Origin of the sequence: Kitasatospora xanthocidica (genome assembly GCF_014656195.1) — a bacterium.
Taxonomy (GTDB): domain Bacteria; phylum Actinomycetota; class Actinomycetes; order Streptomycetales; family Streptomycetaceae; genus Kitasatospora; species Kitasatospora xanthocidica.
This window is the reverse complement of the sequence record NZ_BNBY01000002.1, coordinates 381,222-406,527: the sequence shown is the minus strand read 5'-3', so window position 1 is coordinate 406,527 and position 25,306 is coordinate 381,222. Positions and strand designations below refer to the sequence as shown.

The following is a 25,306-nucleotide window of genomic DNA, read 5'->3' as shown; positions in this document are numbered from 1 at the left end:
AGGAGCGGAACGCCCGGGACAGCGGGTGGGCCCGACCCGGGCCCGACCCGGGACCGGACCGGCAGGGCCCGGGCGGGCCCGGGATCGGGCCGGGATCACGCCGGGAGCAGGACGGGACGGAACCCCCGTGTGGCCGGGACAGCGGGCGGCGCACGGTTGGTCACAGAGGCGGACCGCAGGGCCCGCCGGCCACCGGAAGGAGCGCCCGACATGCCGGGCACCGTCATCACCGATCTCCGCCGACGCGGCGCCGTCGACCCCGGCCGACTGCTCGCGGGGCCGCTGCGCGGCGTCGGTCTGCAGCGGCTCGAACCGGGTCACAGCACCGAGGTGGCCGCCGACGGCGTCGAGCACGCGCTCTACGTGACCGCCGGCTCCGGTCTCGCCGAGCCGCCCGAACACGCGGTCCGGCGGGACCCCGCACCGGACGCCTCGCCGCGCGACGCCTCGCCGGACGACACCGACCCGCGCGACGCCGAGCCGCGCGACCCCGAGCCGCGCGACGCCGGCATCCCCCTCGTGGAGGGCACCGCCGTCGTCCTGCCCCTCGGCACCCGGACCGTCCTCACCGCCGGCACCGCCGGGATGGAGTACTTCCACGCCGTCCTGGCCGTCCCCGCCGGCCGCCCCGCCTCACCGAGCGGAGATGAACCCGCATGATCGTCACCACCGACACCGGCGCCGCCATGGTCGTCCTCGGCCCGAACGGCGAACGCGTCCGGATCCGCTCGCTGGCCCGTCGCTCGATGCTCGCCAGCGCCTGCGAGGCCTTCGACCACCTGCGGCTGAGCCCGGGCGCCCACCACGTGCTGACCGGCCGGCCCGACGCCGAGACCGTCCTGCACGTGCTGCGCGGCGCCGCCGTGGTCGGCCGACTGTCGGACGAGCCGGACCACCTGGCCTCCGAGGGCGATCTGCTGCTGGCCCGCAGGGGCCGGACGCTGCAGCTCGAAGCCGGGCCGCTCGGCGCCGAACTGCTCTGTCTCACCCTCGCCGTCCCCCGGCACAGCGCCGGCACCCGGGCCGCCCTGGCCCGGCGCCGCGCCGCCCGCCGGGACCGGCCCTGAACCCCCCCGACCCTCCGTCCCAGGAGACACCCCGTGATCGTCGTACCCGCGGCCGTCCCCCGCACCGCACCCGTCTTCCGGCGGCTGATCGACCCGGAACAGCGGCCTTCCGTCCGCGCCGGACTGACCGTCGAGACCCTGCCGCCCGGTGTCCGGGTCGACCAACTCCCGTGCGAGTCGGCGGAGTCGGTGACCGTGGTGCTGTCCGGCCGACTCTCCGCGGCCGGCCGGGTGCTCTCGCCGGGCGAGGCGCTGCACCACCGGCCCGGCAGCAGCTGGCGGCTCACCGCCGTCCGGGGCGCGCCGACCACCGTGCTCACCGTCCGTCCCACCCCGCGCCGGGAGTCCGTCCCGGCCCAGCGGTCGGGTCCGGAGCCCGCCCGCGCCTGGCGACAGGTCGACATGGGCACCGTGGACCTCGGCCCCGGCGGCCTCTGCGGACCGTACGAGGAGCGGGCGGCCGACGCCTTCCTGGTGGTCCTCTCCGGAGTCGGCGCCTTCCTCGGCGAGCTCGGCGAGGTGCCGGTCTTCCCCGGCGACCTCATCTACGTCCGGGCCAAGGAGCGGTACGGCCTGCGGGCCGGGTCGCGCGGGCCGGTCACCGTCGTGCTGGGCCGGATCGGCGCTCCGGGCGCCGAGTCGGGACCGGAATGGGACGTCCAGCCCATGCGCTCGGGGCGGGTCCGGCCGCAGAGTTGAGAGCGACCGGTCGACCACGATCGGTCCGTAGGAAGAATCAGGAGACCACCCCATGACGGCGAAACCGATCACCAAGGCGTTCTGTGCGGCAGGCGTGCTGGCGGGCGCACTGGCAGGTGCGGTCGCGGCGGTCACCGCGGTGCGCAATGCCTGCTCGAGCCTCTCCCCGGCGTCCGGCGCCTCCAACGCGCTGGCTCCCGGGCCGAACCCGCCGCCCGGCTGCCAGCCCGGCACCTGTGCCCAGCCTCCGGACCCCGCTTCCTGACCGGAGCCGATGGCGGCCCGCGCAGGGCGCGGGTGACGGGTGACAGAAAACAGGTAACAGATGACGGCGAACAGATGACAGATTTCAGATTTCGAAATCTGTCATCTGTTCGCTGTCTGTCGTCCGCTGTCACCGGACGGCTCACGGGGGTCCACCCACCCGGCTCACCGCCCCGTCGCAGCCGAGCGCGGCAGCACCGCCAGCACCTGGGTGCCCCCGCCCGACGACAGCGGCAGGATCGAGCAGTGGCCGCCGATCTCCGCCGCCCGGTCCGCCATCGACTGCAGCCCCACCCCGCTGCCGTCCGCCCGGAAGTCGCCGTCCACCGGGGCGTCGGCGTCCGGCCGGAACCCCACCCCGTCGTCCCGGACGACCAGCATGAGCGCCTCCTCGTCCACCCGCAGCGAGACCCAGGCCGTCCGAGCCCGGGCGTGCCGGAGCACGTTGTTCAGCGCCTCCGCCGTGATGCGGTACGCCGCGACCTCCACCGCCGCCGGCAGCTCGGGCAGCGGGTCCGGCGACACCTCCGCCGTCACGGTCAACCCGGTCCCGCCGAAGGTGTCCGCCAGCTGCCGGACGGCCCGGGCCAGCCCGAACTCGCCGAGCGGCGCCGGTCCGAGCCGGTCGGTGATCCGGCGGACCTCCTTGATCGTCATCCCCAGGCCGTCCGAGACCCCGCGCAGCGTGTCCGCGAGCCCGTCGTCCGCCGAGGTGGCCGCGTTGTCCACCCGCAGCCGCAACCCGGCCAGCGCCGGCCCGAGCCCGTCGTGGATGTCCCGTCGCAGCCACCGCCGCTCCTCCTCCCGCGCGGCGACGATCTGCTCCCGACTGGCCTGCAGGTCCTCCTGGAGCCGCAGCGAGGCGACGGCCGGCGAGGCCTGGTCGGCGAGCGAGCGCAGGATGTCGACGTCGCTGGCCTCCAGCCGCTCCTCGCCCGCCCGCAGTCCGACGGTCAACTCGCCGATCGGCAGCCCGTTGTGGACCAGGGCGAAGTCCTGGCGGTGGCCGTCCAGCCGTCCGGCGGTGGCCAGCGTGCGCCGCCCGGCCCGGGTGGTGACGGCCAGGGCGACCCCGGGCAGCCGCAGTTCCTCGGCGACCGTCGCGCACAGCGTCTCCGGCAGCCGCGCCGGGTCGACCACCTGCCGCACCCGCCCCGCGAGCGTCCGCAGCACCTGGTACGGCTGGGCGCGTTCGCCGTAGTACAGCCGGTCCACCAGGGCGACGACCCGCCGCGCCGCCCGCGGCAGGGCCGCGCCGAGCGCGTACACCAGGGCGATCAGCAGCAGCGCCGCCCCGCCGCGCCCCGGCAGCAGCCAGGTGGAGAGCAGGGCGGCGGTCGCCACGAACAGCCCGGTGACCCCGGTGCCCAGCAGCAGTCCGATCAGCACGCTGCGGGCCGCCCGGTCGAGCCGCCAGCCGCGGTCCCGGACGACCAGGAAGCCCACCGCGAGCGCCCACACCAGCCCGGTGGCGGCGAACAGCGAGTAGCTGAGCCAGTAGTGCTCGGTCCAGGTGCGCGAGTACACGTCCTGCATCCCGGCCCACAGCAGGTACGCCCCGAGCATCGCCGCCACCCGCAGCCGGTGCTGCCGGAGGTCGCTCGCGTCACCCGTCCGGCCGCGTGGACGCAGCAGGCGGGTCAGCAGGACCACGGTCACGATCCCGATCAGGCATTCGCTGACCAGCATGTCGTACGAGCCCAGCGCGTCGGCGGCGACGCCGAACCAGTGCGCGGGCGGGTTGCCGGCGAACGGGTTGGGCCGCCCGAAGACCTTCGGGAGGGCGAGCCGCTGGGACATCTCCGGCACCACGTAGACCGCGACGGCCGCGACGTACCACCACCAGCGCCGCGTGGTCAGCCGGCCGCCCGGAAGCCAGAGCGGGAACACGTAGAAGATCGTGACGTTGACCGACCGGAAGAGCGCGTCGAGGACGGCGACGGCGCCGACGATGCCGGGGTCGGTGACCTCGACCCAGATCGGGGCGGCCGCGGCGAACTGCACGATGTCGGTCAGCCCGTAGACGAGCATCACCCAGCCGAGCGGGCTGCCCGGCCGGTGGGCGTGCAGCAGCATGCCCGCCCCCGCGGTCGGCAGGGCGTAGACCAGGATCGCGAGTTCGTCGCGGGGCACCGACACGCCCGGATCGCCGAGGTGGACGAGCACGTAGCAGATCCACAGCGTGGCGGCGAGGAGGCAGACCGCCATGACGACCGCCGCGGCGGTGAGCTGTCGTTGGGCCGGCGTACGGCGCCGGACGGAGGCCACCGTGGTCATGGCACCACCTCGCAGACGGGCTGGGCCGGTGGGGTGGACTCCGGTGGTGCGACCCCCCGGCGGTACGGACTCGCGGCCGGTCGGCGGGCCGGCCGGCCGCGTGGACCAAGTCAGGTCCAGTTTCGGCGGCCCGGTGTCCCGGGCGCCTGAGGCAGCGGTCTCGGATCCTGTCCCCGACCGCGGTCCCGGTGCCCGGCCGGATCCGTCCCGCGCGCCCGCCACGCGGACGACTTCCGAGCATGTCACGGAAAGTAGCCAGTCGGGCGCTGGTAGTGTCGGCCGTGTGGATGAAGAACAGCCGCTGGCACTCGCGGACCCGGGTGAGGCAAAGCCCGTCCGTGTACTGATCGTCGACGATCACCCCCTCTTCCGGGAGGGGTTGAAGGCGGCACTGGAGAGCGCCGACGGCGTCCTGGTGGTCGCCGAGGCCGAGCGGGTCGCCGACGTCCCGGAGGCGGTCGCCCGGCACCGTCCGAGCGTGGTGATCATGGACCTCTCGCTGCCCGACGGCTCCGGGCTGGAGGCCGTCCGTCGGCTCGCCACCCAGGAGGCGCCGCCGCCGGTGCTGATGCTGACCATGTCGGACGACGACGGCAACCTGCTCGCCGCGCTCCAGGCGGGTGCGCGCGGCTACCTGGTCAAGGGTGCCGGTCGGGAGGAGGTGCTGCACGCGGTACGGACGGTCGCGGCGGGCGGCGCGGTGTTCGGCGGGGAGGTGGCCGGGCGGATCACGGCCCTGCTGGCCGGTGCCCGGATGCGCGAGGCGGGGCAGCTGTTCCCGGACCTCACCGCCCGCGAGGCGGAGGTGCTGGACCTGGTCGCGCGGGGGCTGGACAACCGGCGGATCGCCCGGGAGCTGGTGGTCGCGGAGAAGACCGTCCGCAACCACATCACGCACATCTTCGAGAAGCTGCACGTCGCCACCCGCGCCGAGGCGGTCGCCCGGGCCCGCGACATGGGCCTCGGCGTCGGCTGAAACGTCGGCCGGGGCGTCGGCTGATCCGTGACCGGGTGAGACCGGGGGTGCCGGTCCGCCGACCGGCACCCCCGGGGTCCTTCCGAACGTTGCCGCAGCCGCTACGGCGCCGCAGCCGCTACGGCGCCGCCGTCGCTACGGCTGCATCTCGTACGCGCCCGAGAGCGCCGTGACCCGCTCCCACACCCGCGCGGCCCGCGCCGCGTCCGACACCGGGCGGCGCACGTTCGCCAGCGCCCAGGCGGCCTGCTCCTCGGTGGTGGAGGCCTTGCCGTGCAGCTCGGTGGCGTGCGCGGAGAAGTCGCGGACCAGGGCGTCGAAGACCTGGTCGAGGACGTCGCCGCCCTCGTCGGACGCCGTCAGACCGGTCAACTCGGCCTGCTCCAGCACCAGCTGGCCGTAGACGATCAGCGCGAACAGCTGGCCGATCTCCAGCAGGAAGTCCAGGTCCGCCTGCTGCTCCTTGCTCGGCGCGTGGCTGAGCAGCAACTCGCAGAAGCTGTCGGCCTGTTCGCGGAACCGGGCGACGTTGGGCAGCTGCTCGTGGCGGTCGTAGGCGGCGCGCCAGTCGTGGAAGCGGATCGCGCCGAGGCCGCGGGCCGGGCCCTGGCGGAACAGGAAGGCGTCGTCGGCGGCGTCCAGGCGGGACGGCACCGGGGCGTAATCGGCCGGGGCGAAGAGGTAGTTGCCCATGAACTTGAGGATCAGCGCCAGGTTGACGTGGACGGTGCCCTCCAGCTTCGGCAGGCCGCGGATGTCCTTCGCCGCCTTGTCGAAGTAGGTGTCCGCCTCGAAGCCCTTGGCCGCGATGACGTCCCACATCAGGTCGATGACCTTCTCGCCCTCGGTGGTGACCTTCATCTTGGTCATCGGGTTGAACAGCAGGTACCGGCGGTCCTCGGCGGAGGCGGTGCGGAAGTAGTCCACGGCCCGCGCGCTGAACAGCTTCATCGCCACCAGGCGGACGTACGCGTCGGTCAGCTCCCGCTTGACGTGCGGGAAATCGGTGACCTTCCGGCCGTACAGCACCCGGTTGTGGGCGTGCGTGACGGCCTCGTACATCGCGTGCTCGCAGATGCCGATGGAGGCGGTGCAGAGGTTGAACTTGCCGACGTTGACGGTGTTCAGGGCGGCGTCGAAGGCGGCCTGGCCGGTGTGCAGCACGTCCTCGGCGCGCACCGGGTAGTCCTCGAGGCGGAACTCGCTGACGTACATCTGGGCGTTCACCACGTTCTTGACCAGGTGGTACGCCTCGTGGCGGCTGTCGGCGGCGAAGAAGACGTAGCCCTCGGGGCCCTCGACGTCCGAGCGGCGGCCGAACACCGAGACCAGGCCGGCCACGTTGCCGTTGCCGATGTAGTACTTGGGGCCGGTCGCGGTGAAGCCGCCCTCGCCGTCCGGGGTGAGGATCATGTCGGTGGAGTAGATGTCGGCGCCGTGGGTGCGCTCGGAGAGGCCGAACGCCATGACGTGGCCCTCCGCCAGGAGCCGGGCGGCGCGGGCCCGGACGGCCTCGTTCTCGCTCTGCCAGACCGGGCCGAGGCCCAGGATGGTGACCTGCCAGGTGTACCAGTAGCCGAGGCCGTAGAAGCCGAGGATCTCGTTGAGCTCGGCGATCCGCGCGGTGTCCCAGCGCTTGGCCGGGTCGGCCGAGGACGGGGTCAGGAACTCCGCGAACAGGCCTTCCTTCGCGGCGAATTCGAGGAAGTCGCCGTACCAGCTGCGGTCGATGTAGGTGTCGATCAGCGCCTTCTTGCCGCGGGACTCGAACCAGTCCACGGTCGCGCGCAGCAGCCGGCGGGTCGGCTCGTCGAACTGGGCGGGGTCGTAGGTGCGCGGGTTGAAGAGCATCACGGGCTCCCGGGGGTCGAGGGTGTGGAACGCGGGTGGAAGGTGCGGCGGCCGGCGTGTCAGGACGGCCGGTCCGCGGCGAGTCGGCGCAGGGTGGCGAGCACGTCGTCGAGCCAGTCGAGGGTCATCCGCTCGTACTCGATGCCGCCGCGCAGCACCACGTGCTGCAGCTCCTGGCGGGCGTCGAGCGCGTCGAGGTCGGGGAAGTCCCGTTGCTCACCGTGCAGGTAGCGGGCGAGCAGGGCGGCGTGGCCCTCGCGGTGGCGTTCGACCTCGGAGATCAGCGCGGCCGGGTCGTCGAAGGCGGCGGCCCGGATCTTGACCGCGAGCTCGTGCCGGACGGTCTCCGGCTCGACCGGTTCCCGCAGCCAGCGGGCGAGCTCGGCCCGTCCGTCCCCGGCCGCCGAGTAGACCTTCTTGTCCGGGCGCCCGTCCTGGGCGACCTCCTCCGCGGCGATCCAGCCGTCCGCCTCCATGCGCCGCAGCACCCGGTAGATCTGCTGGTGGGTGGCGGTCCAGAAGCGCCCGATGGAGCGGTCGAAGCGTCGGGCCAGCTCGTAGCCGGAGCCGGGCCGCTCCAACAGCGAGACGAGGATCGCGTGCTCCAGTGCCATGCCCCGCATCCTGCTATGCAACGAGTTGCATAGGCAATGGCGCCTCGCGGTGTTGAGACGCAGGTCACCGGCGTGATCGGATGGTTATCGATCATTACGGACGATCGGGTGCAAAACGATGGAGAAGGGCCAGAATGGTTACGGGGCGTGCGCCTTCACGGGAGGAACGCGACCCCCAGGTTCCGGACCACAGGAGGTGGTATCGGTGGCAACCCATATCCCGACGGGCATGGAGCACCATCCGGACATCGTCGAACTTCGAGAACACTACGAGCGGGTCACCTCGACCCCCCGGGCCCAGGGCATCGAAGCCCTGGCCGTACTGGCCGGCCTCTTCCTGGCGGCATCGCCATGGATCGTCGGCTTCACCGCGTTCAGCACCCTGACCGTGACCTGCCTGATCGTGGGTCTGGCCTACACCCTGCTGATGGCCGGCTACGGCACGGCCTACGAGCGCACCCACGCGAGGGCCTGGGCGGCCACCGCGCTCGGTGTCTGGACGATCATCTCCCCGTGGGCGGTCTCCGGTTCCGTGGCGCACGGCAAGAACATCGTCACCTGCATCATCGTCGGTGCCGTGATGTTCCTGCTCGGGCTCGCGGCGATCTCGATGGCCACCATGACGTCGAACGGAGCGGCAATGCGGCGCGGCCGGGCCGGCCGAGCCAGGGGCTGATCCTCCCCGCAGCCCGTGCCGGGGCACGGAGGGCGCAACCGCCCACCGCGCCCCGGCGCACCGCTTCGTCCTCTTCGCGGTGACCTATGGCTGGGCCATCGACCTACGGGCGGGTCATCCGCAGCACGTCCAGCGCCTCGTCCAGCTGCTCCTCGGTGAGCTTGCCCTGCTCGACGTAGCCCCGCTCCAGCACCACCTGACGGATCGTCTTGCGCTCGGCCAGCGACTGCTTGGCGACCTTCGCGGCCTCCTCGTAGCCGATGTACCGGTTGAGCGGGGTCACCACCGAGGGCGAGGACTCCGCGTACTCCCGGGCCCGCTCGACGTTGGCGGTGACGCCGTCCACCGTCCGGTCCGCCAGCAGCCGGGCGCTGTTGGCGAGCAGCCGGACGGACTCCAGCACGTTGCGGGCGATCACCGGGAGCATCACGTTCAGCTCGAAGTTGCCGCTCGCGCCGGCCAGCGTCACCGCCGCGTCGTTGCCGACGACCTGGGCGGCGACCATCAGCACCACCTCGGGCAGCACCGGGTTCACCTTGCCCGGCATAATCGACGAACCCGGCTGCAGGTCCGGCAGGTTGATCTCGCCGAGCCCGGTGCGCGGACCGGACCCCATCCACCGCAGGTCGTTCGCGATCTTCGTGAAGCCGACCGCCACCGTGCGCAGTTGACCGCTCAGCTCGACCAGGGAGTCCCGCGCGCCCTGCGCCTCGAAGTGGTTCCGGGCCTCGGTCAGCGGCAGGTCGGTGGCGCGGGCCACCTCCGCGATGACCGCCTCCGGGAAGCCGGGCGGGGTGTTGATGCCGGTGCCCACCGCCGTACCGCCGAGCGGGAGTTCGGCGACCCGGGGGAGCGTGGCCAGCAGCCGCTCCCGCCCGTGCCGCACCTGCGCCGCGTAGCCGCCGAACTCCTGGCCGAGCGTGACCGGGGTGGCGTCCATCAGGTGCGTACGGCCCGACTTGACCACCGTCGCGAACTCGGCCTCCTTGCGCTCCAGCGCCTCCGCCAGGTGCTCCAGCGCCGGGATCAGCTCGTGCGTCACGGCGGCGGTCGCGGCGATGTGGATCGAGGACGGGAAGACGTCGTTGGACGACTGGCTCGCGTTGACGTGGTCGTTCGGGTGGACCGGGCGGCCCAGCCGCTCCCCGGCCAGGGTGGCGATCACCTCGTTGGTGTTCATGTTGGACGAGGTGCCCGAGCCGGTCTGGAACACGTCCACCGGGAACTCGTCGTCCCAGCGGCCCTCCGCGACCTCCTCGGCCGCCGACACGATCGCCTCCGCCGTCTCCTCGTCCAGGACCCCGAGGCGGGCGTTCACCCGGGCCGCCGCCGCCTTGATCCGGGCCAGCGCGGCGATGTGCGCGCGCTCCAGCCGCTGCCCCGACACCGGGAAGTTCTCCACCGCCCGCTGCGTCTGCGCCTGCCACTTCGCGGCGGCCGGCACCCGGACCTCGCCCATCGAGTCGTGCTCGACCCGGTACTCCTGCGGCTTCGCCTGCTCGTCACCCATCGCGCGCTGCACCTCCTGTGCGGGCCGGCCGGCCCGGAACGGATCTTCCGATCACGACAGCCGCGCACGGGGCCCGGGTATTTCCGGCGGGGGTGATCGGGTTCCGGCGAGCCCGGCACGGCCCCCGACCGGCGGCGGCGCTACGCGTAGGCCGCCGTGGCTGCCCCACGCCGACCCTGCCCGGGGACCGTTCGGGTCACACTCACTCGAAGGAGTGATTCATCGGAGGTATTGCTTCAAACCGCCGTACGGCGCTTCGTACGCTCCTTCCGGGCCGGCGGACACCGCCGGCCCGCCCGGTCGGCCGCAGCTCGGCCCGGGGGGACCCAGCGCGAGGGCGGACGGACGGATGACCAAGGAACGACGGAGTACGGCGGGCACTTCGGGCACCGCGGGTGTGGTGGGTGTGACGGGCGGCGCCGGGGGCGGGCTCACCCGCCGGCAGTTGCTCGGCGCGTCGGCCGCGCTCGGCGGCGCGGCCTGGGTCCTGCGCGGCACCGTCGGACCGGACAGCGCCCGGGCCGCCGCGCCCGTACCGCCCGGACTGCCCGTCGGCACCGAGCTCTACCAGCGGGTCTTCCAGAACTGGTCCGGCGAGATCCGCACCGACCAGCTGTGGACCTGCGCGCCCCGCACCCCCGAGGAGGTCCCGGCGCTCGCCGACTGGGCGCACGCCAACGGCTGGCGCCTGCGCGCCTCCGGCTACCGGCACACCTGGGCGCCGCTCACTGTCGCCGACGGGACCCCGGAGAGCGCCCGCGTCCTGCTCGTGGACACCGCTCGCCACCTCACCGCCATCAGCGCCGACTCGCCCACCACCGTCCGGGTGCAGACCGGCGCCACCATGGAGGCCCTGCTCACGCACCTGGCCGACTGCGGCCTCGGCCTGACCGCCTGTCCGGCCCCCGGTGAGATCACCGTCGGCGGCGTGCTCGCGATCGGCGGCCACGGCACCGCCGTCCCCGCCGCGGGCGAGGTGCGGCCGGACGGGCACGGCTACGGCTCGGTGAGCAACCAGGTCGTCCGGCTCACCGCCGTCGTCCTCGACCCGGCCACCGGCCGCTACGCGCTGCGCACCTTCGACCGCTCCGAGGCGGACAGCGCCGCCTTCCTGGTGCACCTGGGCCGTGCCTTCCTCACCGAGGTCGTCCTGCGGGCCGGTGCCGACCGGTCGTTGCGCTGCGTCAGCCGGCTCGACATCCCGGCGAGCGAGCTCTTCGCCCGCCCGGGCGCGGCGGCCGGCGGTGGTGCCGGTGGAGGCGGTGGTGGCGGCGGTGGTCTGCTCGGGGGAGTGCTGGGCGGTGTGCTCGGGGGCGGGGCGGGTGGCAGCGGACCGCGGACCTTCGCCGAGTTCGTGGAGCGCGACGGCCGGGCCGAGGCGATCTGGTTCGCCTACACCGACTACCCCTGGCTCAAGACCTGGAGCGTCGCCCCGGCCAAGCCGCTCGCCTCCCTCACCGTCGACCACCCCTACAACTACCCCTTCTCGGACAACGTGCCGGAACCGGTGGCCCGGCTCGCCGGCGACATCGTCTCCGGCGCCTGGGGATCGGCCCCGCTGTTCGGCCAACTCCAGTACCTGGTCGCGAAGGTGGGGCTCACCGGAGACATCACGGACGTCCTCCTCTCCGGTGGACTGCTCCGGGGGCTGCTCAGCGGCGACGTGCTCACCCACCTCCTCGCGGGCGGGCTGCACTCCGACCTCTGGGGCCCCTCGCGCACCCTCCTGCAGTACGTCCGGCCCACCACCCTGCGGGTCACCGCGAACGGCTACGCGATCCTCGCCCGGCGGGCCGACCTGCAGTGGGTGGTCAGCGAATTCGCCGCGTACTACCGGACGTTGCTCGCCGACTACCGGTCCCGGGGCGAGTATCCGGTGAACGGCGCGGTGGAGATCAGGGTCACCGGCCTGGACGACCCGGCGTACTCCGGCGTTCCCGGCGCCCGGCCCCCGCTGCTGTCCGCGCTGCGCCCGCGCGCCGACCGTCCGGAGTGGGACACGGCCGTCTGGCTCGACGTCCTCTCCTTCCCCGGCACCCCCGGGCTGGAACGGTTCGCCCGGGACCTGGAGCAGTGGCTGCTGCGTACCTTCGACGGCACCAGGGCGGGCCTGCGGGTCGAGTGGTCCAAGGGCTGGGCCTACACGGCCGACGCCGCCTGGTCCGACCCGGACCTGATCGACCGGGTCATCCCCGACGGCCTGCGGGCCGGCGGCGGGTCCGGCTGGGACGAGGCGGTCGCCGTCCTGGACCGGCACGACCCGCATCGGGTGTTCGGAAACCCCTTCCTGGACCGGCTGTTGAAGTGATCCCCCGCCGACCGGTCAGTGGCTGACCAGTCGTCAGATGTGTTCCATCACGATCACCGCCAGGGTGTTCGGGGCCAGCGCGCGGAACACGTGCGGGGCGTCGCCCGGGTAGCTCACGTAGTCGCCCGGGCCCAGCTCGACCGGCGCCTCCGTCGGCCCGGCCAGCGCGCGCCCGGAGCCGATCATCACGTGCTCGACCGTGCCGGGCATGTGCGGGTCGGAGGCCCTGGTCTCGCCCGGCTGCGCCTCGATCCGATAGATGTCGCGGCGGGCGTTGGGCGGGCAGGAGGAGAGCACGGTGGCCGCGTAGTCGGCGCGCTCGGAGTGGGTCACCGGGCCCTCGCCGGCCCGGATCACCTTGACCACCGGGCGCGGCGGGTCGACCAGCCGGCTGAACGGCACGTTCAGGGCGACGCCGAGTGCCCACAGGGTCTCCACGCTGGGGTTGCCGGCGCCCGATTCCAGCTGGGAGAGCGTCGACTTGGCGATTCCCGCGCGCCGGGCCAGCTCGGCCATCGACAGCCCGCTGCGCTCGCGCTCGCGTCGGATCGAGGCGGCGATCTGGCCGATCAGCTCGGTGCCGGAGCCGCCGGCCGGGGTGGCCGCCGCGGCCGGGGTGGTCTGGTCACTCATGCTCGCCACTCACGCTTTCCTCTGGCTCCTTGCTGCTCCCCGGACACCGGCGCCTGACGCCTGACGTCCGGTGGCCGGTGCGTCCAGTGCCCGGCGCGGCCGGTGCCGTTCATGCTGCCACGGCTGTCCGGGCCTGTGGGGATGCCCGAGGCGATGGACGTTCGCTCTGTCGGTCCAATCGTTCGCCTTGACGAACCAGGGGTGATGGGTTCACTCTAATGGACATGCGTTCGCTACTCCGAACACTGGAGCATGCCACCCTTCGTGACATCGCCCTGGTCTGCCTGGCCGACGCCCTCGTCGGCGCCTCCTTCGGCGCGATCAGCGTCTCCGGCGGTCTGCCCCTCTGGGTGCCGATCGCGCTCTCCGTCCTCGTCTTCGCCGGCGGCTCCCAGTTCGCGGCGGTCGGCGTGGTGCTGTCCGGCGGCGGCGCGCTCGCGGCCGTCGCCGCCGGGCTGGTGCTCAACGCCCGGCTGCTGCCCTTCGGTTTCACCGTGGCCGACGCCCTCGACGGCCCGTGGTGGCGGCGGCTGCTCGGCGCGCAGCTGATCACCGACGAGAGCGCCGCCTTCACCCTGCAGCAGAGCGAACCGCGACGGCGCAAGGCCGCGTTCTGGCTCTGCGGGATCGCCCTGTACGTGGTGTGGAACGTCTCCGTGCTGCTCGGCGCCGCCGCCGGCGGACTGATCGGCGACACGGACGCGCTGGGCCTGGATGCCGCCTTCCCGGCCGTGCTGCTGGCGCTCGTCCTGCCCTCGCTCACGGACCGGCGCACCCGTACGGCCGCCGTGGTGGGCGCGGTGGTGGCGGTCGGGGCGACGCCGTTCGTCCCCGCCGGGCTGCCGGTGCTGCTCGCCCTCGTCGGGCTGCTGTTCGCGGGGCGGCCGGGTGCGGGAGGCGGGGGAGACGGGGGAGAGGCGGATGACGTGGGAGAGGCGCGAGACGTGGGAGACATGGACGGCTCTGTGGCGCGAGTGGCGCCCATGGCGAAGGAGGCGGTCCGATGATGCCGCTGTACGCGGTGCTGCTGCTGGCGGTTGGGACGTACGCCTTCCGGATCGCCGGGCCGCTGCTCGGCGGCCGGCTCGCCCTCTCGGACCGGCTGCGGCACCTGCTCGCGGTCGCGGCGGCCGTGCTGCTGGTCGCCCTGGTGGCGACCGGCGCGCTGACCCAGGGCCACGACTTCGCGGGGTGGGCCCGCCCGGCGGGCGTACTGGTCGCGGGAGTGCTCGCGCTGCGTCGGGCGCCGTTCCCGCTGGTGGTCGTCGCGGGCGCGGCGACGACGGCGGTGCTCCGCCTGTGCGGGGTGGGATGAGCGGGGCGGGCGGCTGACAGCCGACAGCCGACAGCCGACAGCTTTCAGCGAACAGATAACAGCTGACAGATTTCAGATTTTGAAATCTGAAATCTGTCAGCTGTTACCCGCCGTCACCCGTCAGCCCCCCAGCGCCTTGAAGAAGATCGTCGTCGGGTGCGGAACCCCGTCCGGGTCCGTCGCATAGTCCGGCACCGAGCCGACCCGGGTCCAGCCCGCCGCCTCGTACATCCGCTCCGCCGGACTGTCCGTCTCGGTGTCCAGCACCAGCAGCCGCAGGCCCAGTTCGCGCGCCCGCTCCTCCAGCGCCGTCAGCAGCCGACCGGCCAGCCGGTGCCCGCGGTCCGCCGGATGCACCATCAGCTTGGCCACCTCGCCCCGGTGCCGGCCGTTCGCGGTCGCCGCCGGGCGCAGCTGCACCGTCCCGGCCAGCCGCCCGTCCGCCTCCGCCCGGACCGTCCAGAGCAGCAGCCGCCCGTCCGCGAGGTCCGGGCCGAGCGCCCGCCACCACCCGGTGGCCGCACCGTGGTCCAGCGGCGCGAGGAAGCCCAGGGATGCGCCGCCGTGCACGGTGTCCACCAGCAGGGCGGCCAGTTCCGGCGCCACGCCGTGCAGTTCCTCCGCCGTCACCCGGCCGACGGCGTAGCCGGCCTCGAAGCCACTCATGTCGCTTTCCTCACTCGCTCGCGCTCACCCACCGCCCGGCCCGGTGCGGAATACTCGCCGGTACTCCGCCGCAACCGCCGGGACAGCAGAGACCGGTGGTCGTGACCGGCGGCCGAGACCGGTACCGCGCCGAGACTACAAGGAGCTTCGATGACGAAGCCGACCCGGATCGATCCGTCCGACCTGCTCGCCGTCGGCGACCTCCTCTCCGACGAGGAGCGGCTGATCCGTGACACCGTCCGCCGGTTTACCGAGGAACGGATCCGCCCGCACATCGGCGACTGGTTCGAGCGCGGGGTCTTCCCGGCCCGCGAGCTCGCCCCCGAACTCGGCGCCCTCGGCGTGCTCGGCATGCACCTCGACGGTTACGGCTGCGCGGGCGCCGGCGCGGTGGCGTACGGGGTGGCCTGCATGGAGCTGGAGGCGGCGGACTCCGGGCTGCGCAGCTTCGTCTCCGTACAGGGCTCGCTCGCCATGCGTTCGATCCACGCCTTCGGTTCCGAGGAGCAGAAGCAGCGCTGGCTGCCGGGCATGGCCGCCGGTGAGCTGATCGGCTGCTTCGGCCTCACCGAGCCCGACTTCGGTTCGGACCCGGCCAACATGCGCACCCGGGCGGTCCGGAAGGGCGGCGAGGGCGGCGACTGGGTGCTGTCCGGCAGCAAGATGTGGATCACCAACGGCAGCATCGCCGACGTCGCCGTGGTCTGGGCGCAGACCGAGGAGGGCGTGCGAGGCTTCCTGGTCGAGCGCGGCACCCGCGGCCTGACCGCCACCGACGTGCACGGCAAGCTCTCCCTGCGGGCCTCCGTCACCAGTGAGCTCGCCTTCGACGAGGTGGTCCTGCCCGCCGACGCGGTGCTCCCCGGGGTGGTCGGCCTGCGCGGGCCGCTCTCCTCCCTCAACGAGGCCCGTTACGGCATCCTCTGGGGCACCGTCGGCGCCGCCCGCGACTGCTACACCGCCGCCCTGGACTACGCGAAGAGCCGGATCCAGTTCGACCGTCCGATCGCCGGGTTCCAGCTGACCCAGCAGAAGCTGGTCGAGATGATGCTGGAGGTGGAGAAGGCCTATCTGGTGGCGCTGCGGATCGGCCGGCTGAAGGAGGAGGGCGCGGCCCGCGCGCCGCACGTCAGCTTCGGCAAGCTGAACAACGTCCGCACCGCGCTGGAGATCGCCCGCAGCGCCCGGACCGTCCTCGGGGCCAACGGCATCACCACCGAGTACCCGGTGCTGCGGCACGCCAACAACCTGGAGTCGGTGCTCACCTACGAGGGCACCAGCGAGATCCACACCCTGATCCTCGGCGAGGCCATCACCGGCGAGTCCGCCTACCGCTGACGAGCTACCCGCTGGCGAGCCGTCGCTGACGCGCTACCCGCTGGCGAGCTACCCGCCGACGGGCCGTCGCCGACGGGCCACCGCCGACGAGCCCTCGCCGAGCGGGCAAAACCGGTGGCCGGGCCCGGCGTGGCCCGGCTACCGTCCCGGCTCATGAACAGCACGCCCGTCCCGACGTCCCCGACCACCACCCTCTGGCGCCCCACCGGCCCCGAGGAGCTGGCGCTGGTCGAGGCCGCCGACTGGCGTGCCTGGCCGCCCCGGGTGCCCGACCAGCCGATCTTCTACCCCGTCCTCAACGAGGACTACGCGATCCGGATCGCCCGCGACTGGAACGTGCCGGCCTCCGGCGTCGGCTACGTCACCCGCTTCGAGGTCGAGACCGACTTCCTCGCCCGCTACCCGGTGCGGCAGGCCGGCGGCCGGACGATCCTGGAGCTCTGGGTGCCCGCCGAGGAGCTGGACGAGTTCAACCGGCACCTCGTCGGCCGCATCGAGGTCGTCCACGAGTTCCGGCCCCGGTCGTGGCCGGACCGGCGCCCGCGGGGACCGGCCCGGTCCCCCCCGACCGGGTCCTGCTCACCTCGGCCCAGCGGACCAGCACCACCGTGCTGCTCGCCGGGGCCGCCGCCGGACGCGGCCTGGACACCGCAGTCCTCAGCACCGGTGTCCCGGGCACGGTGGAGCGGCTCGCCGGGCGGCCGGTCCACTGGTACGGCGGGCCGCTCGCCGCCGCCCGGATCGCCGGTCCGCTCGGTCTCGCCCTGCTCGAACCCGCGGACGACTGGCTGGCCCGCCTCCCCGAGGAGTTCACCCGCCGCCGGATCGAGCTCACCACGCTCGCCGAGGCCTGGACGCTGCGCCACCCGGCCTTCGTCAAACCGCCCGCCGACAAGTCGGTGCCGCCCGCCGTCTACCCGGACGGCTCCCGGCTGCCGCGCACCGGCGAGCGGATCGGCCCGGACACGCCAGTCCTGGTCAGCGAGCCGGTGACCTTCGCCGCCGAGTACCGGCTGTTCGTCCGGGACGGCGAGGTGCTCACCGGCAGCCGTTACGCCCGCTTCGGCCGGCTCGATCCGGCGTCGGTCACCGCCGGGGCCCTCGCCTTCGCCCGCCGTCTGCTCGCCGCCGTCGGCGACACCCTGCCCAGCGCCGTCGCCCTGGACGTCGGTCCGATCGCCGACCCGTACGACCCGGCCGAGCACTGGGCCGTGGTCGAGGCCAACCTGCCGTGGTTCGCCCACAGCTACGCCGCCGACCCCCAGCGGGTGCTGGACGTGGTGCTGCGCGCCGCCGGACCGGCCGTCGAGCTGGCACCGGCCGACCGCCGCTTCGTCCGCACGGCCGGCTGACCGGCGGTTCGTCTACGCGGCCGGCCGACCGGCGGTTCGTCCGTACGTCCGGCTGACCGGCGGTCGGCGGCCTTCCGACACCTGGCGGACACCCGCCGTTCGACGGCGCGACGCCGTTCGGTACGGCGGTCGGTGAAGCATGGCGCGGTCGGCGGCGCCCTCGGCGGGCGCGGCCCGGCCGTGCGCACGACCGAAAGGAACCCCCACCATGTCCGCTGTCCAGTGGCCCCGCCCCCGGGTGCTCGTCGTCGGCATCGACGGCGTCCGCCACGACTACCTGGAGCAGGTGCCGATGCCGCGCCTCCAGGAGGTCGCCCAGGCCGGGTTCCTGGTGCCGGTCACCGTGGCGGACACCACGCCGACCATGTCCGGGCCCTGCTGGGCGACCATCGTGACCGGGGTCGAGCCCGCCAAGCACGGCGTCTGGGGCAACCACCTGGGCGGCAACCGGCTCGACGTGTTCCCCGACTTCGCCACCCGACTGGCCCGGGGCGACCGCCGGCGCACCTTCGTCGCGGCGGGCTGGGACCCGCTGATGATCAACGAGTCGGGCGGCCCGCTCTTCCGCGCCCCCGGCCGGCTCTCGTACATCGCCCCGGCCGAGGACACCCCCGAGGCCTGGGAGGTCGTGGACGAGGAGGTCACCCGGGAGGCCGTCCACGTCCTCGGCACCGCCGACCCCGAGGCCTCCTTCGTCTACCTCGGCGCGGTCGACGAGACCGCCCACTTCCTCGGCTGCGGCGAGGAGTACCGCGCCGCCATGCGCACCGCCGACGAGCGCCTCGGCCGCCTCCTGGACGCCGTCCGGGGCCGGGCCGCGTACGCCGAGGAGCAGTGGACCGTCATCGTCGTCACCGATCACGGCCACGTCGACGCCGGCGGCCACGGCGGCCGCACGGTCGAGGAGCGGACGGCCTGGGTCGCCTGCGCCGGGCACGACATCCCGGCCGGACCGCCCGCCGGCGAGATCCGCCACCCGGACGTCGCCGCCCAGGTGTACGCCTCCCTGCTGCGTCCGATCGACCCGCACTGGACCCTGGACGGCCGTCCCTTCCCGGTCGCCCGACCGGTGCCGGCCGCCGTCTGACCCGCCGTCCGACCCGCTGCCTGACCCGCGGTCTCGGGTGCCTCGGGCGCCTCGGGTGCCCCGGGTGCAGCAGGCCGGGCTGCGCCGGCGCCGGGCTTGAGCGAGGCTCGATCGGGGCTTGGGCCGGGCTCGACCCCGGCGTGCCAAGCTGAGCGCCGGACCGGCACGTGCCCGGGCCGCCGGGGCCCGGCCCCCTGCCGAAGGGCATACGCCTGAAGGTGGAGACCGTACCCCGTGGGTTGGAGAGAAGATCGCGACTTGGTGGTGACGTTCCGCCGGGGCGGCACGGGCCACGATGGTTGCACCGGACGGCGCAGCGCGTCGCCCGGGCCGGCGGCGGAAGCGTGAAAGGCCGTCGGCGGCGAGTACGGGACGACGGGCACAGGGCAAGGACACCGGCCGGGGGCACCGGCCACGGCCACGGAGAGGACAGTCGGGCATGAAGGGCATCGTGAGCAAGGTCGCGCTGGGAGTCGCCGGGACCGGCATGGCCGTGGCCGTGGCGGCCGTGGTCATCGGCCCGCGGGTGTCCGACTGGTACGACGGCCGTCACCAGGAGCAGGCCGCGTACGAGTCCGGCACCCAGGCCAAGGCCGAACGCCGCTCGATGCCGACCTGGCTGCCCGACAACGCCTCCGGCGTCAAGTACCTGATGTCCACCACCGGCGACGACCGCCTGCTGCGCGCCACCCTCCCCGAGGGACGGCTGCCGGCCGGCTGCAGCGCCGGGCTGCCGGGCAAGTCCGCGCACCCGGTGCCGTTGGCGCTCAAGGCCGGCTGGTTCCCGGAGGGCGTCGCGGCCAAGGCCACCGGCACCTGCGGCCACTACAACGTGGCGCTGACCGGCAACCAGCTCTACGCGTGGCAGGACGGCGCGGCGGTCCAGGCGGCGCTCCGCGCCGAGCACGTGGCCAAGCACTGAGCCCTCGGCACTGATCTCTCGGCACGGAGCACGAGCCCTCGGTACCGGGCACGCGCCGGACCATCACGCGCCGGACCATGGACGACCAAGCGGCCCGCCGGGCACCGGAAGGTGCGGGCGGGCCGCCGTCGTACGGGCACGGGACACCGCCGGCTGCGTACGGCGGACATACTGGGTGCACCCCTGCTGTCGAAACCCGACCGGGCTGCGATAGGACGGAACGCGAACGAACCCGTCGTCACCCCCGTCCGTGAGGAGAGCCATGCCCGGCCCGACCGTCGGCCCCGCCGACGACACGTCGACCGCTGCCGCCACCGCCCCCCCACCGGCCAGACCGGCATCGGCCGGGCCACGATCGCCGTGCTGGGCGGTCTCACCGCGCTCGGACCGCTCACCACCGACCTCTACCTCCCCGGCCTGCCCTCGATCGCGGACGACCTCGCCGCCGAACCGGCCGCCGTCCAGCTCACCCTCACCTTCTCGATGCTCGGGGTCGCGGCCGGGCAGCTGCTGTTCGGACCGTTCAGCGACCGCTTCGGGCGCCGCCCGCCGCTGCTCGTGGGACTCCTCCTCTACACCGTGTCCAGCGTGGTGTGCGTGCTCGCCCCGAACCTGTCGGTGCTGATCGCCGCCCGCTTCGTCCAGGGCGCCGCCGGCTCGGCCGGGCTGGTGATCGGCCGGGCCGTCGCCCGGGACCGCTTCCAGGGCGTCGCGCTGCTGCGCTTCCTCGCCTCGATCGCCCTGATATCCGGGCTGGCGCCGATCCTCGCCCCGATCATCGGCGCGCAGCTGATGCGGTTCACCTCCTGGCGCGGCACCTTCGGCGTGCTCACCGCCCTCGGCCTGCTGCTCACCCTGGCCGCGTTCGGGGCGCTGCGCGAGACGCTGCCGGCGCAGGCCCGGCACGGCGGCGGGGTCGGCTCGACCCTGCGGACGATGGGGCGGCTGCTGCGCAACCTGCCGTTCCTGGGGCTCGCGCTGACCAGTTCCCTCGCCTTCGGGGCGCTGTTCGGCTACATCAGCGGCTCGTCGACGGTGCTCCAGCACGTCTACCAGGTCTCTCCGCAGACCTACAGCCTGCTGTTCGGGCTGAACTCGGTGGCGCTCGTGGTGATGACACAGGTGAACGGGCGGCTGCTGGCGCCGCGCTTCACGCCGCGGGCGCTGATGCTGGGCGGGCTCGCGGCCGCCGTCGTCGCCGGGGTGGCGCTGGTGCTGCTGACCACGGTGTGGGACTTCGGGCTGGTCGGCTTCTGCCCGCCGCTGTTCGTGATGATGGGCAGCCTGGGCGTCGTCCTGCCGAACACCGCCGCGCAGGCGCTCGGCCTGGTCGAGCCCCAGGTGGCGGGGACGGCGTCGGCACTGCTCGGGACGGGCAACTTCCTGGCCGGCGCGGTGGTCGCCCCGCTGAGCAGCCTCGGGGGACGACCGTCGGCGGTCCTGCTCGCGCTGGGGGTCCTGGCCTGCGGGGTGCTCGCGACGGCGGCGTACCTGGGGCTGTGCCGGCCGGGGCGGACGGCGGCGAACCCGGTGACGGCGGGTCGCTGACGAGCGCCGGGCGCGCGGGACGGAAGGCAGCGGACGGCAGACGGATAACAGATAACAGATGACAGCTGACAGATGTTGAAATCTGTCAGCTGTCATCTGTCATTCGTTCCCGGTTACCAGTCACCAGTCACCAGTCACCGGTTTCCCGGCTCCGCTCACGCGATCGAGAAGTCGTCCCCGAACACGTTGCCCTGGCCGTACCAGCCGTGCAGGTACACGGTGACGGTGCCGGAGGCGCCGGTGGTGAAGGGGACGGACAGCTTCGTCCAGCTGCCGGAGCTGGCCCAGGAGCTGGCCGTGGCACCGCCGTTGACGCCCACGTAGGCGTAGTTGCCCTGCACCCAGCCGGTCAGCGTGTAGCTGGTGTTGGGCTTCAGGGTGACGGTCTGGGTGCACTCGCCGGTCTGGCCGGCGGTGGCTGCCGCCTGCAGGGCGTGGGTGCCGGAGTGGGCCGGGGTGGAGACCACGGCGCCGCCGCTCTGGCAGTTCCACGGGGCCAGGCTGCCGGTCTCCAGGTCACCGTTGACCAGACCGGTCGTCGGGGTGGTCCCGGTGACGGTCAGCGTGTAGGTCGCGGTGTGGGTGCCGGACGGCGCGGTGGCGGTCACGGTCAGCGGGTAGCTGCCGGGCGTCACCGACGAGGTGGTGGTGATGTTGAGCGTGGCGCTGTTTCCGGCGGTGACGGTGCCGGGGGTGACGGTGGCGGTGACGCCGGCCGGGGCTCCGCTGACCGAGAGGTTGACGCTCTGTGCCGAACCCGCCGTCACGGCCGTGGCGATGGTCGCGGAGGCGGACGAACCGGGCTTGACCGTACCGGAGTTCGGGCCGGCGGAGACCGAGAAGTCGTTGGTCACCGTCGTGCCGCTGGTGAACGGCGCGAAGACGTGGGTGAAGTCCCAGGTGTTCTGGGCGATCCCGGAGCAGTTGTCGTCGCCCTTGGTGCCCGGGCAGCCGCCGTTGTCGCGCTGGAGTGCCCAGAAGGACAGGGTGTTGATGCCCTTGGAGACCGCCCAGTTGTACACGGTGGTGGCGTTGGCCAGGGTGAAGGTCTCGGCCGGACCGAAGTCGTCGACGCCGATCATCTCGGTGATCCCGATCGAACCCCACAGCTGGGCGGGGGTCTTGGACGGGTAGAGCCGGGCGAGCTGGTTGTAGAGGCCCTGCGCGGAGGTCTGGGTGTCGGCCGCCATGTCGTGGGCGGTGTTGTCGTAGTAGTCGAAGGTCATCATGTTGACGACGTCGATCCGCGCGTTGTTGCTGACCGCGTTCCGCAGCACCGCGAGGCCGCTGTCGGCGAGCCCGCTGGTGGTGGTCGGCAGGGTGTAGGAGAACTGGATGGTCCGCCCCTTGGTGGCGGCCCAGTCCTGCACCAGCTTGATCGCCTTGTTGCGGCGGTCGATGCCGCCGGTGTTGGTCAGCGAGTTGTCCTCGATGTCGAGGTCGATCCGGCTGATGTCGTACGTCGTGATGACGTTCTCGAAGGCGGCCGCGATCTGGTTGACATCGGTGCAGCTGTCGGCGAGTTCGGTGCCGGTGTTGTCGGCGGTGTAACCGCCGAAGGACGGGATCACGTCCCCGCCGTTGGCGCGGATGGTCGCGATGTCGGCACCGAAGGTCGCGGAGGACACCGGCATGGAGGAGTCGCCGTTCCAGTACGGCGTGCAGGAGCCCTTGGTGGCGGCCTGCAGGAACGCCATGGTCAGGTGCTTGGCGCCGGACTGCGCGGCCAGCTGGGCCGGGCTCTGGCCGGTCCAGGCCTCGAAGTAGGGGGCGAAGACCCGGTTGGGGAGCGGGGTGGCGGCCTGGGCGGTGCCGGTCCCGACGGCGACCAGCCCGGCCGAGGCGGCCAGTGTGGCGCAGGCCGTCAGCGCGGCCTGGATTGCTCTGCGAAGACGCATGGATTCTCCAACAGACGTGGTGGGGCAGGACGTTGGGGACGCGCGAACGGGCCGGGGCACGGCGGCCGTGTGGGGTCGACCGTGCGCCCCCGGCCCGGAGGTCCGGATCGGGTGGAACAGTGCGGAACGGAACAGTGCGGAACGCGGAGCAGGGCTGAGCGGAGTGGTGGGCGACGGGGCCGGGGCTTGCGGGCACGCGGAAGCCCACCGACGTGCGTGGACGCGGGCGGCGGAGCGGATGCGCGCGGCCGTACGGAGCGGGGGTGGAGCGGAGCAGGGCAAGGCAGTGCCTCAGCCGCCGGTGGTCACACCCCCACAGTGCATCCCGGTCGGATCGACATGCTTATGTTTGGACTAGACCACTGGTCTGTCAAGAGACCTGACAGTTCGTCGACACACGGCCCGGGGGCCCGAAGGGGGCGGATCGTCGTGCGGGGGAACACGAACCTCCGGAAGAGGGGCGCCGGGCGACGAGGACCGGGGCGAAGAGGGCCGGAAAAAGCGAAGACCGTGGCCGCGCACCCAGTGGTGGGGCGCGGCCACGGCTGCCCGGCGCTCAGGACACCGGGCGGTTCGGGGCGGGTCAGCGCGTCGCCGGGCAGAGGGTGGCGCGCAGTGCGTCGTTGATCTTGGCCCCGGTGTCCGGTCCGAAGCCCTGCGGGTGGTCGGGCGTGGTGAAGCGCTGGTTGGCCAGCTCGACCAGCTTCCCCTTGTCCTTGGGGAACTGGTACATCGACTGGCACTGGTTGCGCGCCCGGTCCACGGCCTGCTCGGGCTTGCCGCCGACGATCGCCGGGTCGATCGCGTCCAGCGCGGCGACCAGCTTGCCGGTCAGATCGGCGCCGGGCTTGGCCGGCAGTCCGGCGTCGGCGGGCGGGGAGGGCTTGGCCGGCGCGGGGGCTCCCGAGGCGGCGGCGTCGGGTGCGGGCGTGCCCGTGGCGCCGTCGGCCGTGGGGGCGGCCGTGTCGGGCGCGGGGGCCGCCGGCGTCGAGGCGGCGTCGGTGGGCGCGGCGGTCGAGCCGGCGGTCGACGAGGCGGTGGCGGTGGGGGTGCCGGCCGCGGAGGTGGCCTTGCCCGAGCTCGATCCCGAGCTGGAGCAGGCAGCGAGGCTCACCGCGGCGAGTGCCGTGAGGGTGGCGGCGAGGAGACGAGTGCGCATGGCGCTCAGAGTGTCATGTTCGCGGCGCAGAAGGGAAGGTCCCGGGGAGGTGACGGACGGCGGCCCGGGGAGGGGTTCCCCGGGCCGCCGTGTGTCGTGTCGTGCCGAGCGCGATACCGCCCGGTCGTCAGTCGAGACCGTCGGCCGAGACCGTCAGTCGGGGTCGTCAGCCGAGACCGTTGGACTTCAGCCAGTCCTTGGCCACGGCCGACGGGTCCTCCTTGTCCACCGCGACGCGCTTCATCAGCGCCAACAGCCCCGCCGTGTCCAGCTTGGCCGACACCGCGTTGAGCGCCGCCGTCGCGGTGGCGTCCACGCCCGCCTTGTTGACCAGCGGGGTGACGTTCTGCGCGCCGAAGACGTTCTTCGGGTCGGCCAGCGGGACGAGCTTGTACTGGCCGATCTTCGGGTCGGTGGTGAACACGTTGCCGACCTGGATGCTGCCGTCCTTGAGCGCGTTGGCCGTGGTGTCGGCGGTGGGCTTCCACTCCTTGAAGGTCAGCCCGTAGACGTCCTTGAACTGCTGCTCGCGGCGGTTCTTGAACTCCGGCGGGCCGCCGAGGACGAACTCGCCGGCCTTGGCGGCCAGGTCGGAGATGCTCTTGAGGTTGTACTTGTCGGCGGTCTCCTGGGTGACGCTGAGCGAGTCCTTGTCCTCGGCGGGGGAGGAGTCCAGGAGGCCCAGCGTGGCGGGGAGCGCCTTGGCGAGCGCCGCGTTCACGTCCTTGGTGTCGACGGCCGTGGACTTGGCGTCCAGGTAGGCGAGCAGCGAGCCGTTGTACTCGGGCAGGACGGTCAGGTTGCCGCTCTGCAGCTGTCCGTAGAGGACCTCGCGGCTGCCGATGTTGAACTTCTCCTCGACCTTGACGCCCTTGGCCTTGAGGGCCTGCGAGTAGATCGAGCCGAGCAGGACGTTCTCCGGGAAGTTCGCCGAGCCGACGACCACGGTCGATCCGGAGCCGCCGCCCGAGCCGCCCGAGCCCGCCGCCGCCGAGGTGCTGGAGCCCCCGCCGAGCGGGTCGCCGCCGGAGGAGCCGCAGGCGGTGGCGCCGAGGGCGAGTGCGGCGAGGGTGCCGAGTACGACGACGCGTCGGCTTCTCTTCAATGTCGACATGGTGACAGATGTCCTTCCGGAGAGGATGGGGA

Annotated in this window: 23 protein-coding genes and 1 pseudogene; 15 read left to right on the top strand and 9 right to left on the bottom strand. The window is 73.3% G+C overall.

Annotated elements, in window-relative coordinates; genetic code table 11:
* The first annotated feature begins 210 nt into the window (after positions 1-210).
* From IE332_RS05160 to IE332_RS05145, 4 genes are read left to right on the top strand one after another with little or no spacing between them, the layout of a single operon-like run.
* Positions 211-660, top strand: a complete 450-nt coding sequence (locus tag IE332_RS05160; protein ID WP_189913873.1) for a hypothetical protein — start codon at positions 211-213, stop codon at positions 658-660.
* The gene (locus IE332_RS05155; RefSeq protein ID WP_189913872.1) at positions 657-1,067 is read left to right on the top strand and encodes a pirin family protein; all 411 of its coding nucleotides are present in this window, start codon (positions 657-659) and stop codon (positions 1,065-1,067) included. The genes IE332_RS05160 and IE332_RS05155 overlap by 4 nt, the downstream gene beginning before the upstream one ends.
* A gap of 33 nt (positions 1,068-1,100) precedes the next feature.
* A complete protein-coding gene (locus IE332_RS05150) occupies positions 1,101-1,766 on the top strand; it encodes a cupin domain-containing protein (protein WP_189913871.1) in 666 nt (221 codons plus the stop codon).
* 52 nt (positions 1,767-1,818) lie between these two features.
* Positions 1,819-2,031, top strand: a complete 213-nt coding sequence (locus IE332_RS05145) for a hypothetical protein (protein ID WP_189913870.1) — start codon at positions 1,819-1,821, stop codon at positions 2,029-2,031.
* A gap of 164 nt (positions 2,032-2,195) precedes the next feature.
* On the opposite strand, the gene IE332_RS05140 is transcribed toward IE332_RS05145, so the two are convergent.
* A complete protein-coding gene (locus IE332_RS05140; RefSeq protein WP_189913869.1) occupies positions 2,196-4,307 on the bottom strand; it encodes a sensor histidine kinase in 2,112 nt (703 codons plus the stop codon).
* A 283-nt stretch (positions 4,308-4,590) separates the two neighbouring features.
* On the opposite strand from IE332_RS05140, the gene IE332_RS05135 reads away from it, so the two are divergent.
* Positions 4,591-5,283 (top strand): response regulator, encoded by a 693-nt coding sequence (locus tag IE332_RS05135; RefSeq protein WP_229928308.1) that lies wholly within the window; start codon positions 4,591-4,593, stop codon positions 5,281-5,283.
* A 135-nt stretch (positions 5,284-5,418) separates the two neighbouring features.
* On the opposite strand, the gene IE332_RS05130 is transcribed toward IE332_RS05135, so the two are convergent.
* Positions 5,419-7,134: an acyl-CoA dehydrogenase family protein gene (locus IE332_RS05130; protein WP_189913868.1), complete on the bottom strand. Its 1,716-nt coding sequence runs from the start codon at positions 7,132-7,134 to the stop codon at positions 5,419-5,421.
* A gap of 59 nt (positions 7,135-7,193) precedes the next feature.
* A complete protein-coding gene (locus tag IE332_RS05125) occupies positions 7,194-7,748 on the bottom strand; it encodes a PadR family transcriptional regulator (protein ID WP_189913867.1) in 555 nt (184 codons plus the stop codon).
* A 229-nt stretch (positions 7,749-7,977) separates the two neighbouring features.
* Between IE332_RS05125 and IE332_RS05120 the strand changes: the two genes are divergently transcribed.
* Entirely contained in the window at positions 7,978-8,424 is a 447-nt protein-coding gene (locus IE332_RS05120; protein WP_189913866.1) for an SPW repeat protein, read from the top strand.
* 103 nt (positions 8,425-8,527) lie between these two features.
* Here the strand turns inward: IE332_RS05120 and IE332_RS05115 are convergent, their stop codons facing one another.
* Positions 8,528-9,934 (bottom strand): class II fumarate hydratase, encoded by a 1,407-nt coding sequence (locus IE332_RS05115; protein WP_189913865.1) that lies wholly within the window; start codon positions 9,932-9,934, stop codon positions 8,528-8,530.
* Positions 9,935-10,283: 349 nt separating this feature from the next.
* On the opposite strand from IE332_RS05115, the gene IE332_RS05110 reads away from it, so the two are divergent.
* Positions 10,284-12,242, top strand: coding sequence for a cholesterol oxidase substrate-binding domain-containing protein (locus IE332_RS05110; protein ID WP_189913864.1), 1,959 nt, complete (start codon positions 10,284-10,286; stop codon positions 12,240-12,242).
* A 33-nt stretch (positions 12,243-12,275) separates the two neighbouring features.
* Here IE332_RS05110 and IE332_RS05105 read toward each other — a convergent pair whose 3' ends face one another.
* The gene (locus tag IE332_RS05105; RefSeq protein WP_189914104.1) at positions 12,276-12,875 is read right to left on the bottom strand and encodes a helix-turn-helix domain-containing protein; all 600 of its coding nucleotides are present in this window, start codon (positions 12,873-12,875) and stop codon (positions 12,276-12,278) included.
* Positions 12,876-13,099: 224 nt separating this feature from the next.
* Between IE332_RS05105 and IE332_RS05100 the strand changes: the two genes are divergently transcribed.
* Together IE332_RS05100 and IE332_RS05095 are read left to right on the top strand one after the other, a co-directional pair.
* Complete coding sequence (locus IE332_RS05100) at positions 13,100-13,882, top strand: AzlC family ABC transporter permease (protein ID WP_189913863.1); 783 nt, start codon at positions 13,100-13,102, stop codon at positions 13,880-13,882.
* On the top strand, positions 13,882-14,190 hold the full coding sequence (locus IE332_RS05095) for an AzlD domain-containing protein (RefSeq protein WP_189914103.1): 309 nt from the start codon (positions 13,882-13,884) through the stop codon (positions 14,188-14,190). Before IE332_RS05100 ends, IE332_RS05095 begins: the two co-directional genes overlap by 1 nt.
* Before the next feature lie 120 nt (positions 14,191-14,310).
* On the opposite strand, the gene IE332_RS05090 is transcribed toward IE332_RS05095, so the two are convergent.
* Positions 14,311-14,856 (bottom strand): GNAT family N-acetyltransferase, encoded by a 546-nt coding sequence (locus IE332_RS05090; protein ID WP_189913862.1) that lies wholly within the window; start codon positions 14,854-14,856, stop codon positions 14,311-14,313.
* Positions 14,857-15,006: 150 nt separating this feature from the next.
* On the opposite strand from IE332_RS05090, the gene IE332_RS05085 reads away from it, so the two are divergent.
* The 6 genes and pseudogenes from IE332_RS05085 (at position 15,007) to IE332_RS05065 (ending at position 21,103) form a co-directional block, all read left to right on the top strand.
* Positions 15,007-16,194, top strand: a complete 1,188-nt coding sequence (locus IE332_RS05085; RefSeq protein ID WP_189913861.1) for an acyl-CoA dehydrogenase family protein — start codon at positions 15,007-15,009, stop codon at positions 16,192-16,194.
* Between the two features lie 153 nt (positions 16,195-16,347).
* A pseudogene (locus tag IE332_RS40630) lies at positions 16,348-16,710 on the top strand (ADP-ribosylation/crystallin J1); the annotation flags it as partial.
* 8 nt (positions 16,711-16,718) lie between these two features.
* The gene (locus tag IE332_RS05080; protein ID WP_229928306.1) at positions 16,719-17,546 is read left to right on the top strand and encodes an ATP-grasp domain-containing protein; all 828 of its coding nucleotides are present in this window, start codon (positions 16,719-16,721) and stop codon (positions 17,544-17,546) included.
* Between the two features lie 208 nt (positions 17,547-17,754).
* Entirely contained in the window at positions 17,755-18,633 is an 879-nt protein-coding gene (locus IE332_RS05075; protein WP_189913860.1) for an alkaline phosphatase family protein, read from the top strand.
* 439 nt (positions 18,634-19,072) lie between these two features.
* The gene (locus IE332_RS05070) at positions 19,073-19,555 is read left to right on the top strand and encodes a hypothetical protein (protein WP_189913859.1); all 483 of its coding nucleotides are present in this window, start codon (positions 19,073-19,075) and stop codon (positions 19,553-19,555) included.
* Positions 19,556-19,915: 360 nt separating this feature from the next.
* Positions 19,916-21,103: a multidrug effflux MFS transporter gene (locus IE332_RS05065; protein WP_229928305.1), complete on the top strand. Its 1,188-nt coding sequence runs from the start codon at positions 19,916-19,918 to the stop codon at positions 21,101-21,103.
* Positions 21,104-21,258: 155 nt separating this feature from the next.
* Here IE332_RS05065 and IE332_RS05060 read toward each other — a convergent pair whose 3' ends face one another.
* From IE332_RS05060 to IE332_RS05050, 3 genes are all read right to left on the bottom strand, one after another.
* Positions 21,259-23,001 (bottom strand): glycosyl hydrolase family 18 protein, encoded by a 1,743-nt coding sequence (locus IE332_RS05060; protein WP_189913858.1) that lies wholly within the window; start codon positions 22,999-23,001, stop codon positions 21,259-21,261.
* A gap of 583 nt (positions 23,002-23,584) precedes the next feature.
* A complete protein-coding gene (locus IE332_RS05055) occupies positions 23,585-24,160 on the bottom strand; it encodes a hypothetical protein (RefSeq protein WP_189913857.1) in 576 nt (191 codons plus the stop codon).
* A 166-nt stretch (positions 24,161-24,326) separates the two neighbouring features.
* A complete protein-coding gene (locus IE332_RS05050) occupies positions 24,327-25,274 on the bottom strand; it encodes an ABC transporter substrate-binding protein (RefSeq protein WP_189913856.1) in 948 nt (315 codons plus the stop codon).
* Between the last annotated feature and the right edge of the window lie 32 nt (positions 25,275-25,306).